Source organism: Clostridium ihumii AP5 (assembly GCF_000612845.1).
GTDB lineage: Bacteria > Bacillota > Clostridia > Clostridiales > Clostridiaceae > Clostridium_J > Clostridium_J ihumii.
Genome location: NZ_CCAT010000041.1, coordinates 1 through 16,273, shown reverse-complemented (window position 1 = coordinate 16,273; position 16,273 = coordinate 1). Strand labels below are relative to the sequence as shown.

Sequence of the window (16,273 nt, the reverse complement as noted above, 5' to 3'; positions counted from 1 at the left end):
TGTTTTGAAGTATATAAACTTTTAAATATGTGTATATATTTACTAAAATATACTATATAATAATTGATATTGTATAATGTTTAAAGGTAGTGGATAAAAATATAACTATGTAAATGTTATACTTAAAAATTAATCTGAACAAATAAAATTTAAATTTTTATAAATAAGTGTACTAATAGTTAGCTTATTGACATTTTCATATATTAACTATTAAAATATAAATTTGAAAAGAATAGTTAATTCAATTCATAATTCATAATGCATAAGCACATATAAATAAAGTAAATTTATATTTTACAAACCTATAGAATATCCAATTTGATTTTTAAAATTATTTATTCTAAATTTTATAAATGGAACATTAAAATAATTAAATTACTAAATAAAAGTATAAGTTTTAAACAAAGAAACATTATTTAATTAATATATAAATACATAAAAACTAATTTATAAAAAGCAAAATTTGTGAATTGTGAACTGTGAATTGAAGAGTTGGAGGAATTAATGTTTAATACAATAAAATATGAGGATCTTAAAGGAAATTACATTTTAGTAGATGTAAGAAGTCCTAAAGAATATGATGAATATACTATACCAGGAGCCATAAATATACCATTATTCAGTGATGAAGAAAGAGCGTTAGTAGGTACTATATATAAGCAAGAATCTACAGAAAAAGCTAAAAAGGTAGGTATAGAAATTGTTTCTAAGAGATTACCTAAGATATACAATGATTTTTTAGAACTTGAGAAAAAATATGGTAAGATAGTATTGTTTTGTGCAAGAGGCGGTATGAGAAGTGGATCGTTAGCTTCATTATTACATTCTTTAGGTATGAGAGTAGAAAGAATAAAAGGTGGATATAAAGGATATAGAGAATATATTAGAGAAGTACTTCCTAAGATTAATGAAGATATTACATATGTTGTACTTCATGGAAATACAGGTGTAGGAAAAACTGAAATTTTAAAAAAGCTTAAAATAGATGGATATGATACTTTAGATTTAGAAGGATTTGCAAATCATAGAGGTTCAATTTTAGGTGCGGTAGGTCTTGGAGAAGTAAATTCTCAGAAAAAATTTGAAAGTTTGATTTTTAGTGAGCTAAAAAGCAGAAAAACAAATTATATTTTTATAGAAGCAGAAAGCAAAAGAATTGGAAGAGTAATAATTCCGGAATACATACATAATAAAATGAAAGATGGTATACATATATTTGTTGATGCTGATATTAACTTTAGAGCTAATCTTATAATTAATGAATATACAAAAAGTGTTAAATCTAATGAAGAAATATGTAATTCATTAATAAGAATTAATAAAATTTTAAGTAAAGAAACATTAGAGGATTATTGTACTCGAGTGATGAATAATGATTATGAAGAAGTTGTAAAAGAACTTATGATTAAATATTATGATCCAATGTATATGCATAGTGCAAATACATATAAATACGAAAAAAATATTATAGTTGAAACAATTGAAGATGCATCAAAAGAATTAGAACAATTTATAGATAGTTATTTGAAAAATGAAGAGATAGATAATATATTTTAAAAGTAAATATGTAAATTAAATAGAAAATAATCATTATGCGATAGAGCATTTTGATTTTTTCTTTTCTTACTTTTATATGTACTGGGAGGTAAAAGAATGAAAGAAACTAATAGCTATGAAGTTACCGACTTAACCTCTTTGGAAAAATTAGAGCCTGTTAGAGTTAGACCAGGAATGTATATTGGAACTACTGGAACAAAGGGCTTACATCATTGCATTTGGGAAATATTAGATAATGCTATAGATGAAGTTGCTAATGGATATGGTGATAAAGCAGAGGTTATTTTAAATAAGGATAAAAGTGTAACAATTATAGATAATGGAAGAGGAATTCCAACAGGAATACATCCTATAAAAAAGAAATCTGGAGTAGAGATGGTTTATACAGAGCTACACACAGGTGGAAAATTTAATAATTCAAACTATAAAACGTCAGGAGGACTTCATGGTGTAGGTGCAGCAGTTGTTAATGCACTATCTTCTTGGCTTGAGGTTGAAGTTAAGCAAAAGGGAAAAATATTTAAACAAAGATTTGAATATGCCTATGACAAAGATTTAAAAAAGAAAATGCCAGGTACTCCAGTTACTGGACTTGAAGAAATTGGAACAACTAAAAAAAGTGGAACAAAAGTCACTTTTATGGCTGATAAGGAAGTTTTTGGTAATATAGATTTTAAATTTGATATAATTGATGAGAGACTTCAAGAACTTGCATTTCAAAATAAAGGAATAACTTTAGTTTTAAGAGATGAAAGAAAAGAAGAAGTTGAAGAAAAGGTATATCATTCAGATAGAGGACTTTTAGATTTTATTGATTATTTAAATGAAAGCAAGACTATACTTCACAAAGAACCTATTTTTTTTAGTGGAGAAAAATCTATAAATGGACTTAATTTAGAGGGAGAAGTATGCATTCAATTTACAGATTCAAGTACAGAATATATAGCGAGTTATGTAAATAATATTCCAACAACAGAAGCTGGAACACATGAAACAGGTTTTAAAACTGGAATGACTAGAATATTTAAAGAATGGACTAAAAAACTTAACCTTTTAAAGGAAAAGGAAAAAGAGTTTGAAGGCGATGATCTTAGAGAAGGAATGACTGCTATTGTTAGAATAAAAGTAAGTAATCCTATATTTGAAGGTCAAACAAAAACTAAACTTGGAAATGTAGAAGCATATTCAATGATGAATGAACTTTGCTATCAAAAAATTGGTGAATGGATAGAAGATAATAAAGAAATAGCTACAATTATAATAAATAATGCAATATATGCTTCTCAACGTAGAGAAAAGATAAAAAAAATTAATGAAGCAGAGAAAAAAAAGATAGGAAATGGAACATCACCACTTGCAGGTAAAATTGCAGTATGTACATTGAAAAATAAAGATGTAACTGAATTTATTGTTGTTGAGGGAGATTCAGCTGGTGGAAGTGCAAAACAAGCTAGAGATAGAAGATTTCAGAGCATAATGCCTTCAAAAGGTAAAATAATGAATACGGAAAAACAAAAGTTAGAAAATGTAATAGCTAGTGAAGAACTTAAATTGTTTAATACAGCAATAGGAACAGGGATATTAGATAATTACAATGAAGAACAATTAAGATATAATAAAATAATAATTTTAAGTGATGCTGACGTTGATGGATATCATATTAGAACATTGTGGATGACATATATTTATAGATATATGAGACCATTAATTCAAAATGGACACTTATATATAGCATTGCCACCATTATATAAAGTGTATAAAAACGTTAAAAATAAAGAAGTGTGCAAATATGCTTATAGTGATGATGAACTAGAAAAAGCTAAAAAGGAAATAGGAAAAGGAGCATTAATTCAAAGGTATAAAGGACTTGGAGAAATGAATCCAGATCAATTGTGGGATACTACACTAAATCCTGAAACAAGAACACTTCAAAGAGTTACAATAGAAGATGCAGCAAAAGCAGAAAAAATGATTTCACTTTTAATGGGTGATGTGGTAGAGCCAAGAAAAAATTATATGTATAAATATGCAGAATTTTAGGAGGTGTTAAGATATGGCTAAAAAGATAGATAATAATATACCTGTAGATAATAATATTATAAATACTCCTATAGATGAAGCTATGCCAGAAAATTATCTTCCATATGCTGTAGAAGTTTCTAAAGATAGAGCACTTCCAGATGTAAGAGATGGCTTAAAACCTGTTCATAGAAGAATACTTTATGGAGCATATATGTTAAAAGCATATCCAGATAAACCATATTATAAATCTGCAAGAATTGTTGGAGATATACTTGGAAAATATCATCCACATGGCGATACTTCTGTATATGATGCAATGGTAATATTAGCACAGAATTTCTCCACAAGAATGCAACTTATAGATGGACATGGTAACTGGGGAAGTATTGATGGTGATAATGCTGCAGCAATGCGTTATACAGAGGCAAGACTTTCAAATATTTCTATGGAAATGTTAAGAGATATAGAAAAAGATGTAGTTGATATGCAGCTTAACTATTCAGATACAGAGAAAGAACCTACTGTATTACCAGCAAGATATCCTAATTTATTAGTAAACGGAACATTTGGAATAGCAGTTGGACTTGCTACAAATATACCACCTCATAATTTAGGTGAAGTTATAGATGGATCTTTAGCTTATATAGATAACAATGATATAACAACTAAGGAACTAATGGATTATATTAAAGGACCGGATTTACCTACAGGTGGAATAATTATAGGAAAAAAAGCTATTTTAACAGCTTATGAAACTGGAGAAGGTAAGGTAACACTAAGATCTAAAACTAATATAGAGACATTAGAAAATGGAAGAATGGCAATAGTTATTACTGAGTTTCCATATAGAAAAAATAAATCTAAAATACTTCAAAGTATATCGGATATGACTGGCGATAAAAAACATTCAAAAGCATTAGATGTAATATCAGATATAAGAGATGAGTCAGATAGAAATGGAACTAGAGCAGTTATTGAGTTTAAAAAAAATGCTAACTTAGAAATTGTGGAGAAAGTTGAAAAATATTTATTTAAGAAGACAGAATTACAGTGCAACTTATCTTTTAACATGGTTGCACTTGCTGACGGAAAACCTGAAACTTTAAGTTTAAAAGCTATAATAAGACATTATATAAATCATCAAAAAGATGTTGTAACTAGAAGAACAAAAAGAGAACTTGAAATAGCAGAAAGAAGATTTCATATAGTTGAGGGTTTTATAAAAGCAATAAGTATTATGGATGAAGTTATAAAAACAATAAGAGCTTCAAAATCTAAGAAAGATGCAGCTATAAACTTAATAAATAACTTTGGATTTACAGAAATTCAATCTGAAGCTATATTAGAACTTATGTTATATAGATTAACTGGACTTGAAATAAAAACTTTTGAAAAAGAATATAAAGAATTAGAAAGTTTGATGAGAAAGTTAAGAAAAATATTAAGTAATGAAAAAGAATTGTTAAAGGTTATAAAGAATGAATTAATAGGAATCAAAGAAAAATACGATGATGGGCGTAAAACAAGCATAGTAGAAAATGATAATGAAGCTAAAATTGAAATAGAAGAACTTATTATTGAAGAAGATGTAGTTATAACAATTTCAAATGAAGGTTTTATAAAAAGAATACCACAAAAATCCTTTGTAAGAACATCGCAAGATGTAAATGATATAGAGTATAGAGAAGGCGACTTCAATAAATATCTTTTAGAAGGTAATACTAAGAATACAATGCTTATTTTTACTTCTCAAGGAAATATGTATCAACTTAAAATAGATACTATACCAGAATTTAAGTGGAAAGAAAAAGGCGAAAGAATAGAAAATATAATAAAAAATATAGATTTATCAAAAGAAGAAATTGTAGACACATATGTATTAGAAAACTTTACAAATCCTAGAGATGTTTTACTATTTACATCCTTAGGTATGATGAAAAAGACTGAGATAAGCAAATTCGATACTAATTATTCTAAAATAGTAGCGTTAAAATTAAGAAATGACGAAAAGTTAGTAAAAGTAGATATTGTACCTAAAGATAGAGAAAATCAGTTTATAGAAATTACTACTAAAGAGGGTTTATGTTTTACTGCTGAAGAACCTAATATGGAACCAACGGAGAGAAATGTATTAGGCATAGAAATAGCTTCACTACCAATTAATGATGAGATAATATATATTGATTATAAAGATACCTATAGTTATAAAGAATTCTATATAAATGTTAATGATAAGAATTCAATAAGAACGTCACAAAGAACTACACAAGATAAAATTTGTGTTTTAACAAGTAGTGCAGAAGATATACTTATCTTTACTGAAAATGGAATTGTATATAAAATTAAAGGATATATGTTGCAAAATAAAAATAAGAAAGTATTTTCTTTAGGTGATTTTGTAAAAGATTATTCTAAGGAAAATAATATAATATCAGTAATATCTTTAAAGAACTACGATAATTTTAATTTTTATTTTATAACAGAAAATGGACTTATAAAAAGAACTTTATCAAATGAATTTGAAGGTGAGTATAAAGACATTTTAGGATATAAAATAAAAGGTGAAGATAAATTGATAAAAGTAATAAAGGAAGATAGGGAATCAGATGTTTTATTAATCACTAAAAAAGCTATGGCAATAAAATTTCCTTTAGAAAGCATAAACCCTATGGGGAAAAATGCTAGTGGAGTTACTGGAATTAGTTTAAAAGATGAAGATAAAGTTAAATTTGTAGATGTGGTTTCAGAAAGAAAAAATTCTAATAAAGATGAAATTTGTGTAGATGAAATAAATACTTATATTAATTTAGTAAGTAAAAGTGGAAAAAACAAAAAACTTCTTATAAGTGAAATATCATCTCAAAATAGAGCTGGAAGAGGAAAAAATATAATGCAACTAATGGATGATGAAATAGAAGTAGTTACAAGAGAGTAAATTAATATAAGAAAAGTGGGGGGAAAATGAAAAAATTTATATTGGATAATGGTATAAAAATAATATATAAAAAAAATGAAAATAATATAACTTCATTTAATATAGCTGTAAATGCTGGAGCAATAGTAGAAGATAGTAATGAATATGGAATAAGTCATGCAGTTGAACATATGGTCTTTAAAGGAACAAAAAATAGAACTGAAATAGAGATAAATAGAGAATGTGATAATATTTTTGGATTTCATAATGCTATGACTAATTATCCCTATGTAGTATATTATGGTACATGTTTAAACGAGGACTTTGAAAAGGGAATTGATATATATAGTGATATAGTGTTAAATCCAAATTTTGATGAAAAGAATTTTGAAGAAGAAATTTCAGTTATATGTGAAGAACTTAAGGAATGGAAAGATGATACTTCTCAGTATTGTGAAGATAAGCTATTTTTAAATGGATTTAATAATAGAAGGATAAAAGAGCTTATAATAGGAAATGAAAACAGTATTAAAAATTTTACAATAAAAGACTTAAAAGATTTTTATCAAAAACATTATAAGTCAGAAAATATGACAATATCTGTAGTTTCTTCTTTAGACTTTGATAAAGTAGTAAGTATTATAAAAAAATACTTTAATATTGAAAGTAATAAAAATGATGAAATAGATAAGAAAGTATCATTATACGAAGAAAATAAAAGTGGTGTATTTGTTGAAAACAAAGATGGCATAAACTCTTGTAAAATTCAATATGTATTTCCAATACATGAATTAAATAATAGAGAAATAGCTTTGCTTAGAATATTTAATTCATATTTTGGTGAAGGAACTAGTTCCATTTTATATGATGAAGTTAGAACTAAGAAGGGCTTAGTTTATGACATTAATGCAAGATTAAAGAATGAGTTAGGAATAAAGTTATATACTATAAATCTTGGAACATCACATGAAAATATAGATACAGCAATAGAAATAATAAACAAAGAAATAGAAAAAGTTAAAAATATAAGCAATGTATTTGATGAAGAAAAGATAAATAGCATAATAAAAACTTGTAAACTTAAAAGAATATTAGGGTTAGAAAAGTCTATAACAATGAGTTTTAATATAGCAACATATGAATTAATGTATGGTGATTGTAATATTCTTTTTGAAGAATTTAATATAGAAAATGTTACAGAAGAAGAAATTTTAAATGTAGTGAATAAAGTATTAAAAAATCCAAGCATACAAATAATTAAATAAATATAAACAAACAGGGTAGTGATATCCTGTTTGTTTTATATTTCTATTTTAAATATTATGAATGAAATGAATAATATTAACCATAACTATTCACTCGTACTTCTTACTTAGTTCCAAATATAAATGATAGGAATAAATTTGTTATTTTGAATTTGAACTTGGAACCCTATAGTGAATGTTAAGGAAAGTAATTTTTAGATAATAGTTTTTAAATATAAGCTATATAATATTTAAAGCAAATGTGTTAAAATTGATTTGTTTGTAGATTTATATTTAGATGATATAGCTTCGGATTTATTCGGAGTTTTTTAAATACAAAGATTAATTTATAAATAGATAATTTAGGTGGTGGTATATTGAGAAGTAAGTGGATGCTTAGAACTACTAATGCAAATCTAAGAGAAGTTGGGAAAAAAGTAGGGGTAAACCCTTTAATAGCAAAAATTATGATTAATAGACAAATAAATACTATAGATGAAATGAAGAAGTTTATAAATCCATCGTTAGACAATTTATATGATCCGTTTTTAATGAAGGGGATGGATGAAGGAACAGAAATAATAAAAAATGCCATTTTACAAAATGAAAAAATAATGATATATGGCGATTATGATGCTGATGGAGTTACAAGCACTGTAATTTTATATAAGGCATTAACTACATGTGATGCGGAAGCAAGTTACTATATACCAGATAGGGAAAATGAAGGATATGGTCTATCTACGTCTAGACTTGAGAAAATGTATGATGAAGGATATAGAACTATAATAACTTGTGACAATGGAATATCTGCTGTAGAACAAGTTAAAAGAGCAAAAGAACTTGGAATGACAATAGTTATTACTGATCATCATGAATTACCATTTGAAGAGCAAGAAAATGGTGAAAGAATTTATAAAACACCAAATGCAGATGTGGTTATAAATCCTAAACAAGAAGACTGTGAATATCCATTTAAGCAACTTTGTGGAGCTGGAATAGCCTTTAAATTTGCAGAAGGTTTATATAGAAAAATGAATATATCTGAAAAAAAGGCTTATGAATTAATAGAAATAGCAGGTATAGGAACTATATGTGATGTTGTTGATTTAGTAGATGAAAATAGAGTCATAGCAAAAAATGCATTAAATAGATTAAAAGACACTGATAATTTAGGAATATGTGCACTAAAAGATGCTCTAAATATTAAAGGTGAAGTTTCATCTTATCATATAGGTTTTTTAATAGGACCATGTATTAATGCTACAGGTAGACTTGAAACTGCATTTTTATCAGTAGATTTGTTTTTAGCGGAAGATGAAAATAAAGCAAAAGAACTTGCTAGCACTTTAGTTGATTTAAATAAAAAGAGACAAGAACTCACAAATGAAGCAGTTGAAGAAGTAATAGAAATGATAGAAAGTTCTAATCTTATAAATGATAAAGTGTTGGTAGTTTATAATGAGAAAATACATGAAAGTATAGCAGGAATAGTAGCAGGAAGAATAAAAGAAAGGTATAACTTGCCTACTATTGTTTTAACAAAAGGTAAAGAAATGCCTAAAGGCTCAGCGCGTTCTATACCTGAATTTAATATGTTTGAAGAACTTATTAAATGCAAAGAGTATTTAGAAAAATTTGGTGGACATCCAATGGCAGCAGGTTTATCTATAAAGGAAGAAAATATAGATAAGTTTAGAAAATATATTAATGATTGTTGTACATTAACAGAAGATGATTTAATATATAAGATACGCATAGATGAAAGATTAGAATTTAAAAATATAGACTTTAAATTAATAGATGAAATTAAAGTTTTAGAACCTTTTGGAAAAGGCAATGCAAGTCCTGTATTGGCTGAAAAAAATGTAGCTGTAGAAAAAATAAGTATACTAGGTGAAAATAAAAACACGTTAAAATTGAGATGTAGAATAAATGGCACTAATAGATACATAGATGGAATTTGTTTTAATAAGGTTGATGAGTTTATAGAAGAAATGAAAGAAGCATATGGTGAAAGTTATGAATATATGTTAGAAAATCCTTGTGGAATGAAAATGGACTTAATATTTACACCATCTATAAATGAATACAATGGAAATGTGTCTATACAATTAAAAATAAATAGTTTTAAAATAAAATAAAAAAAGGAGCTGTCGAATTAGTAGATAACAAATCTACTAACGACAGCTCCTTTTTTATATATTGTATGATACATTTAATATAAAAGTTATGTTGATAGACAAAATGAGTGGAAACATTATGAAAAGTAAATGGATCATGATGTTAATATTGTAGTTATTATTGAAAAAAGATACATTAGAGATATGAAGTGGTTTTTCACATGGTAAAGTATTTTTGAAGTTAAACAATAAATAAAAGTAGCAAGGTATTCTTGCTACTTTTTCCCTTATTTTAACATATATTTTATAAAAATATAATTTTTAATATTTTAATTTGAAAAAACTTTTTTTACATAAGAGTTTTTCTCTATAAATGACATTATAGGAAGACCTACACCATAACAACATATAAGTTGTCCCAGTCCTACATAAAGCATATTTAAAACTAATGGAACATTTTGAACGTATAATACTTTTAACATAGTTCCAATTATTAATGCATTAATTAACACTGGTGGTAATGGAGCAAGTAACTTTTTATGTTTTAAATTACTTTTTCCAATTTTGTAGGTTAAATAAGCACCTAATAAAGTTGCTATAGATCCAAAAATTAAATCAGGAATTCCCATAGGACTTATTATATTAGATAATACACATCCTAAAAAAAGTCCAACAATTGCATAAGGTGAGAAATAAGGCAAAACTGTTAATCCTTCTGCAATTCTAAATTGAATAGGCCCATAGCTCATAAAGTTAAGACCTACAGTAAGTGTTGCATAAATAGCTGCTAAAAGAGCTGAAAATGCAATTTTTTTTGTTTTATTCATAATAATACCTCCATAGTTTTGTTTTAGGACAGGATGGTTACGAACTGTCCTTAGTTAATTGCCAAACATTATTATATGATTTTATTTAATTAAAATCAAGGTTAACTTTCATAAATAAATCAAATATATTCAAATAAAACTATTACTATAAAAATAAATTAATAAAGATGTAGCTATGAAGAAGCTACATCTTATTAGGACATCTATATATTCTATAGATAATAGTAACGGACAAATTTTATATTATCACAATTTATTAATAGAATCTAAAAGTATTTACAGTTTATATAAATAATAATATACCTATAGGAAAAGACAAATTGAATTTAGTTAGTAAAAATTTAATTTGTAAATTATCTAGTATTGAAAGACTTATGATTTTCTCTATATATAATATATAAAGCTATAAGTATCACTTGGTAAAGACATTATTTGAATGTATAAAGTTTCTATTTAATATTAAATTGTAAGTAATTTAATTGACAAATAATAAAAAGTTGATATAATAGTACGAGTTGGTACTAAATTAGTATTAACTCGTACTATTTTTGGAAGGGTGATGTTATGAGAAGTAGTAAAGAGTTTAATGAACATATTCTATTAGGTAGATTAGAATCTAAAATTTATTACGAATGGTGTCAGAAAAAAGGTATTTCATATTCTTTATTACAAATATTAGATTTGTTATATGAGTACCCTGATGGTGTAGAGGCTAAATTTATAAGTGAAACTATGTTTATTTATAAACAAACACTGACAGGACTTTTAAAACAATTACATAATAATGGATATATAAAAACTGAAAAAGATATCATTGATAAAAGAAGAAAACTGATATCTCTTACAGACAAAGGAACCATATATGTAGAAAGTATTTTAAATGATTTGTATAAGAAAGAAGATTTAGTTTTTAATTGCTTAAATGATGAAGAAAAAATTACTTTTAACAAACTATACAAAAAAATAGTTACAAATTTGCAAAAAGAGTTAGGTGAGGAAAGTGAGTAAACAATTTGATTTAGTAAAGGATAATGAGAAAAAACTATTTTTCCGTTATCTTATTCCAGGATTATTAGGAATGATAATGTTATCAGGATATGTTTTTGTTGATGCATTATGTGTTGGTAGAGCATTAGGTGGAAAGGGACTAGCTGCATTAAATGTTAGTACACCATCTATTTCATTAATGTATGCAACAGGATTTTTATTTGCAACAGGTTCAGCAACATTATATTCTATATTTAAGGGGAAAAAAGAAGACAAGACGGCAAAAGAAATTTATACTTTTGGATTTGTATGTGCATTAATAGTTGGATTAATTTATGCAATCTTAGGTTTAATATTTATTGAAAAAATTGCTTATTTTTTAGGGGCGACTAAAAATAACATATCATTTACTAAACAATATCTAGGTACAATATTATTATTTGCGCCATTCTTTGTAATAGATATTTTTATGAATGTATTTGTGCGTAATGACAAAGCACCTCATATAGCTATGATGGCAACAATTGGTTGTTGTTCGCTTAATGTAGTTTTAGATGTGCTATTTGTATTTGGTTTTGGAATGGGAATGTTTGGTGCGGGACTAGCTACAGCTTTATCAGCCGTACTTAGTGTTATTATTAATTTTTCATATTCTTTAACTAAAAAATCAGGAATTAAACTTGTTAAATTTAAACCACAATTTAAAATTTTAAAAAGAATATTATCTAATGGAATAAGTAGTTTTATTAGTGAAATGTCTGTTGGAATTGTTACTATAGCTTTTAATAAAGTAATATTAAATTTAATTGGAGATATCGGTGTATCATCCTATGGAATTATAGCAAATATTAATTTAATTTTCTTTTCTATATTTATGGGTACAGCTCAAACTATTCAGCCTTTAGTAAGTGTTAATTATGGTGCTGAGAAAATAGAAAGAGTATTTAAGTTCTTTAAGTTAGGTGTTGTTTTTTCAACTTTAGCAGGAGTTGTATTTACAACTATTTGTGTAGCGTTCCCATATGAATTATCATCTATATTTGTAAAGGATAAAGAAATTATAGATATAACAGCAAATGCTATAAAAGTTTATGGAATTGCATATTTATTTATGGGAATAAATATTTTATTTGATGCATTCTTCTATTCTGTAGAAAAACCAAAGTTTGCAGTAACTATTTCTTTATCACGTGCGTTAATAATTGTATTAATTATGCTATTTACTTTATCCAATATGCTTGGTATTAAAGGTGTTTGGATTACTGTTCCAATTACAGAGATAATAACTATAGTTATAGGTGCAAACTTATTCTTAAGTTATAAAAAAATATATAATTTAAAAACACAAGTAAACTAAATAATAAAGGAATATGCTAATGCATATTCCTTTATTATTTTTTAATTCATTATTATAAACTTTTTTCGTAAGCTTCAACCATTTTTTTAACCATTTGGCCACCGATTGAGCCTGCTTCTCTAGATGTTAAATCTCCGTTATAACCATCTTTAAGAGTAACTCCTACTTCTCTAGCGGCTTCCATCTTAAATTGATTTAATCCTTCTTTAGCTTCAGGAACTAATACTCTATTTCTGCTCATAATCATTGCCTCCTTAATTTAATGGTATTTTATATAATATATTACGAATTTGAAAGTATATTATATAATGATTTTATTCATCTTATAAAGATTTTTCGTAAGCTTCAACCATTTTTTTAACCATTTGGCCACCAATTGAGCCGGCTTCTCTAGATGTTAAGTCTCCGTTATAACCATCTTTAAGAGTAACTCCTACTTCTCTAGCGGCTTCCATCTTAAATTGATTTAATCCTTCTTTAGCTTCAGGAACTAATACTCTATTTCTGCTCATTTTTATTGCCTCCTTAATTAAATGGTTTATATTTTAAAGTTATATTATAAGATATATTAAATTATAGTATTATAATGATTTTTCATAAGATTCAACCATTTTTTTAACCATTTGGCCACCGATTGAACCAGCTTCTCTAGAAGTTAAATCACCATTATATCCTTGTTTTAAGTTAACTCCAACTTCGTTTGCAGCTTCCATTTTAAATTTATTTAATCCTTCTTTAGCTTCAGGAACTAAAAGTCTGTTACTTCCATAATTGTTACTCATAAAATACATCTCCTTATATATATAAATTTATTGTAGTATTATAATGATTTTTCATAAGATTCAACCATTTTTTTAACCATTTGGCCACCGATTGAACCAGCTTCTCTAGAAGTTAAATCACCATTATATCCTTGTTTTAAGTTAACTCCAACTTCGTTTGCAGCTTCCATTTTAAATTTGTTTAATCCTTCTTTAGCTTCAGGAACTAAAACTCTATTGTTACTATAGTTACTCATAACAAATACCTCCATATATAAGATTTTAAATTTGTAAAGATACTATTTTAAAAAGTAATATCTTTTGGGTATAAATGAATCTTAGAAAGTTTACTCCATAGAATTCATTTGAGTTTTATTTTGTTTTCTATTTTGTTTTTGTTCACATTGTACTTCTGAATTTAATTCATTATATTTATTTTCTGAACTAAATTGATTTCCTTGACGTTTGTTTTTTGTCTTTCCCATTTCTTTTGTCACCTCCTTTGTTTGGTGTAATGTTATTTTAACCGAATATAAAACTTTTATTTTATAACTTTAAAGGAAAGTTGTGAATATAATGTTTCTTTTGTAATAAATTAGGATATAAGTAATATATAAAAAAATAAAAAAATATTATATAATATATAATGTAGGGATTATTAATATAAAAATTATAAAAAAATATTGATATATTAATAAAATAGCTACTTGCAGTCAATAAAATCTAATTTTAATTTAAAAATTGAAAAATATCAGTTATAAGTTAAAGGTAGGTTATAGGACATTATAGGAATTCAAGTTTAAACTTTAAGTTATGCATATTTTAATTCTAAGTTTTAATTTATATATTTTAATAGGTATTTCTATTGTAAATTATCAACTGGTTCCAAAGAGAAAGCTATTAATTAAATTTAAAATTAAGATTATGAATCAATAAAATGTATAAACTCAAATATTAGCTTGGAAACCTATGCATATACTAAAGTTAAATTTAGCATGTAAATTATTAAGTTTATTTTGTTAAAAGAAATTAGCATTTATTTTAGGAGGTTTCATTTTGAAAGATAAGAAAAAAATAATTTTAACTGGAGGCGGAACAGCAGGCCACGTTACACCAAATATAGCGCTTATGCCAAAGTTAAAAGAGTTAGGTTATGATATAGAATACATAGGAACAAAAGAAGGTATAGAAAGAAAACTTATAGAAGAAATAGGTGTAAAATATCATGTGATATCAAGTGGAAAACTAAGACGATATTTTGATTGGAAAAATTTTAGTGATCCTTTTAAAGTAGTAAAAGGGGTATTTGATGCAAAGTCTATATTAAAGAAAGAAAAACCAGATATAATATTTTCTAAGGGTGGATTTGTTTCAGTACCAGTAATATTAGCAGCTAAGTCTAGAAAGATTCCAGTGATAATACATGAGGCGGATATGACACCAGGACTTGCAAATAAAATATCTATGCCATATGCAACAAAAATTTGTGTAACATTTAAAGAAGCATTAAATCATGTAGATAAAAGCAAGGCAGTTCTTACAGGGCTTCCAATAAGACAAGAATTACTTCAGGGAAGTAATTTAGAAGCACTTAAAATATGTAAATTTAAATCTGAAAAACCAATAATATTAGTTATTGGAGGTAGTTTAGGTTCTAGATTTATAAATAATGCTGTAAGAGATAATTTAGATGAACTTTTACAAAAGTTTAATATAATACATGTTACAGGAAAGGGAAATTTAGATTCATCTATAGAAAAAGAAGGATATATTCAATTTGAATATGTAAAAGAAGAATTACCGCATTTTATGAAGTGTGCATCAATCATAGTTTCTCGTGCTGGAGCTAATACTATATTTGAAATTTTAAGTCTTAAAAAACCAAATCTACTTATACCACTTTCAGCTAAGGCAAGTAGAGGCGATCAAATATTAAATTCTAGATCTTTTGAAAAAGATGGATATAGTATGGTTATAGAAGAAGAAGAAATAACATCAGAGTTATTTTTAAATAAAATTAATGAGTTATATAATAATAGAGAAAAGTATATTAATGCTATGTCAAAAAGTGAAGTTAAAGATAGTATAGATAAAATAATTGAACTTATAGAAAAGTATAGAAAGAAATAATATATTATTAAAATAAAAAGAGACCTTAAGGTCTCTTTTTATTATATAGGAATTAAAAATTTTATATAAAAACAATAAAAAAATATATAGGAAAACAAGTTGAAAAATGAAATTATTCAAATATTAAATGAGAATAGTAGTATTCCAAGAAACAGGAATTATTTAAAACGTTATTCATAAAAATCTCAAAGAAACTCTAATGAATTTGCTATTTTATTTCCAAGACTAAACGGCTATAAGTGAACTAAATTAAGAGCTATGTAATTAAATTCTAGTCTATTTTTCATAACTTTTCGTCAGTAATTCACATTAATAAAATTCATTATTGATGTGAATTACTTCCTTGATTTA

General features: G+C 25.9%; 14 protein-coding genes. 8 read left to right on the top strand and 6 right to left on the bottom strand.

Annotated features, from left to right (window positions below; translation table 11 throughout):
• Positions 1-504: 504 nt before the first annotated feature.
• The 5 genes from mnmH to recJ all read left to right on the top strand — a co-directional run bounded on the left by mnmH (position 505) and on the right by recJ (position 9,881).
• The gene (gene mnmH, locus BN346_RS05410) at positions 505-1,557 is read left to right on the top strand and encodes a tRNA 2-selenouridine(34) synthase MnmH (RefSeq protein ID WP_034440266.1); all 1,053 of its coding nucleotides are present in this window, start codon (positions 505-507) and stop codon (positions 1,555-1,557) included.
• Positions 1,558-1,653: 96 nt separating this feature from the next.
• Positions 1,654-3,597 carry a DNA gyrase/topoisomerase IV subunit B gene (locus BN346_RS05405; protein WP_034440265.1) on the top strand — a complete coding sequence of 648 codons (1,944 nt, stop codon included), beginning with the start codon at positions 1,654-1,656 and terminating at the stop codon, positions 3,595-3,597.
• Between the two features lie 13 nt (positions 3,598-3,610).
• Positions 3,611-6,514: a DNA topoisomerase IV subunit A gene (locus BN346_RS05400; protein WP_034440264.1), complete on the top strand. Its 2,904-nt coding sequence runs from the start codon at positions 3,611-3,613 to the stop codon at positions 6,512-6,514.
• A gap of 26 nt (positions 6,515-6,540) precedes the next feature.
• Positions 6,541-7,758, top strand: a complete 1,218-nt coding sequence (locus BN346_RS05395; RefSeq protein ID WP_034440262.1) for a M16 family metallopeptidase — start codon at positions 6,541-6,543, stop codon at positions 7,756-7,758.
• Positions 7,759-8,114: 356 nt separating this feature from the next.
• Positions 8,115-9,881 carry a single-stranded-DNA-specific exonuclease RecJ gene (recJ, locus tag BN346_RS05390; protein WP_101541679.1) on the top strand — a complete coding sequence of 589 codons (1,767 nt, stop codon included), beginning with the start codon at positions 8,115-8,117 and terminating at the stop codon, positions 9,879-9,881.
• 308 nt (positions 9,882-10,189) lie between these two features.
• Here recJ and BN346_RS05385 read toward each other — a convergent pair whose 3' ends face one another.
• Positions 10,190-10,687, bottom strand: a complete 498-nt coding sequence (locus BN346_RS05385) for a QueT transporter family protein (protein ID WP_034440260.1) — start codon at positions 10,685-10,687, stop codon at positions 10,190-10,192.
• A 564-nt stretch (positions 10,688-11,251) separates the two neighbouring features.
• Here BN346_RS05385 and BN346_RS05380 point away from each other — a divergent pair.
• Complete coding sequence (locus BN346_RS05380) at positions 11,252-11,695, top strand: MarR family winged helix-turn-helix transcriptional regulator (protein ID WP_051540062.1); 444 nt, start codon at positions 11,252-11,254, stop codon at positions 11,693-11,695.
• The gene (locus tag BN346_RS05375) at positions 11,688-13,031 is read left to right on the top strand and encodes an MATE family efflux transporter (protein ID WP_034440257.1); all 1,344 of its coding nucleotides are present in this window, start codon (positions 11,688-11,690) and stop codon (positions 13,029-13,031) included. Before BN346_RS05380 ends, BN346_RS05375 begins: the two co-directional genes overlap by 8 nt.
• Before the next feature lie 52 nt (positions 13,032-13,083).
• Here the strand turns inward: BN346_RS05375 and BN346_RS05370 are convergent, their stop codons facing one another.
• The 5 genes from BN346_RS05370 to BN346_RS21530 all read right to left on the bottom strand — a co-directional run bounded on the left by BN346_RS05370 (position 13,084) and on the right by BN346_RS21530 (position 14,277).
• Complete coding sequence (locus BN346_RS05370) at positions 13,084-13,272, bottom strand: alpha/beta-type small acid-soluble spore protein (RefSeq protein WP_034440255.1); 189 nt, start codon at positions 13,270-13,272, stop codon at positions 13,084-13,086.
• A gap of 82 nt (positions 13,273-13,354) precedes the next feature.
• A complete protein-coding gene (locus tag BN346_RS05365) occupies positions 13,355-13,543 on the bottom strand; it encodes an alpha/beta-type small acid-soluble spore protein (protein WP_034440255.1) in 189 nt (62 codons plus the stop codon).
• Positions 13,544-13,612: 69 nt separating this feature from the next.
• Complete coding sequence (locus BN346_RS05360) at positions 13,613-13,813, bottom strand: alpha/beta-type small acid-soluble spore protein (RefSeq protein WP_034440253.1); 201 nt, start codon at positions 13,811-13,813, stop codon at positions 13,613-13,615.
• Positions 13,814-13,851: 38 nt separating this feature from the next.
• On the bottom strand, positions 13,852-14,049 hold the full coding sequence (locus BN346_RS05355) for an alpha/beta-type small acid-soluble spore protein (protein ID WP_034440252.1): 198 nt from the start codon (positions 14,047-14,049) through the stop codon (positions 13,852-13,854).
• Between the two features lie 90 nt (positions 14,050-14,139).
• Complete coding sequence (locus BN346_RS21530) at positions 14,140-14,277, bottom strand: hypothetical protein (RefSeq protein ID WP_158644451.1); 138 nt, start codon at positions 14,275-14,277, stop codon at positions 14,140-14,142.
• 571 nt (positions 14,278-14,848) lie between these two features.
• On the opposite strand from BN346_RS21530, the gene BN346_RS05350 reads away from it, so the two are divergent.
• Positions 14,849-15,922, top strand: coding sequence for an undecaprenyldiphospho-muramoylpentapeptide beta-N-acetylglucosaminyltransferase (locus BN346_RS05350; RefSeq protein ID WP_034440251.1), 1,074 nt, complete (start codon positions 14,849-14,851; stop codon positions 15,920-15,922).
• Positions 15,923-16,273: the final 351 nt, after the last annotated feature.

Excerpts from the sequence above, each read along its gene's own strand:
- mnmH (WP_034440266.1), top strand. The coding sequence starts at position 505 with ATGTTTAATACAATAAAATATGAGGATCTTAAAGGAAATTACATTTTA.
- BN346_RS05405 (WP_034440265.1), top strand. The coding sequence starts at position 1,654 with ATGAAAGAAACTAATAGCTATGAAGTTACCGACTTAACCTCTTTGGAA.
- BN346_RS05400 (WP_034440264.1), top strand. The coding sequence starts at position 3,611 with ATGGCTAAAAAGATAGATAATAATATACCTGTAGATAATAATATTATA.
- BN346_RS05395 (WP_034440262.1), top strand. The coding sequence starts at position 6,541 with ATGAAAAAATTTATATTGGATAATGGTATAAAAATAATATATAAAAAA.
- BN346_RS05385 (WP_034440260.1), bottom strand. The coding sequence starts at position 10,687 with ATGAATAAAACAAAAAAAATTGCATTTTCAGCTCTTTTAGCAGCTATT.
- BN346_RS05380 (WP_051540062.1), top strand. The coding sequence starts at position 11,252 with ATGAGAAGTAGTAAAGAGTTTAATGAACATATTCTATTAGGTAGATTA.
- BN346_RS05370 (WP_034440255.1), bottom strand. The coding sequence starts at position 13,272 with ATGAGCAGAAATAGAGTATTAGTTCCTGAAGCTAAAGAAGGATTAAAT.
- BN346_RS05365 (WP_034440255.1), bottom strand. The coding sequence starts at position 13,543 with ATGAGCAGAAATAGAGTATTAGTTCCTGAAGCTAAAGAAGGATTAAAT.
- BN346_RS05360 (WP_034440253.1), bottom strand. The coding sequence starts at position 13,813 with ATGAGTAACAATTATGGAAGTAACAGACTTTTAGTTCCTGAAGCTAAA.
- BN346_RS05355 (WP_034440252.1), bottom strand. The coding sequence starts at position 14,049 with ATGAGTAACTATAGTAACAATAGAGTTTTAGTTCCTGAAGCTAAAGAA.
- BN346_RS21530 (WP_158644451.1), bottom strand. The coding sequence starts at position 14,277 with ATGGGAAAGACAAAAAACAAACGTCAAGGAAATCAATTTAGTTCAGAA.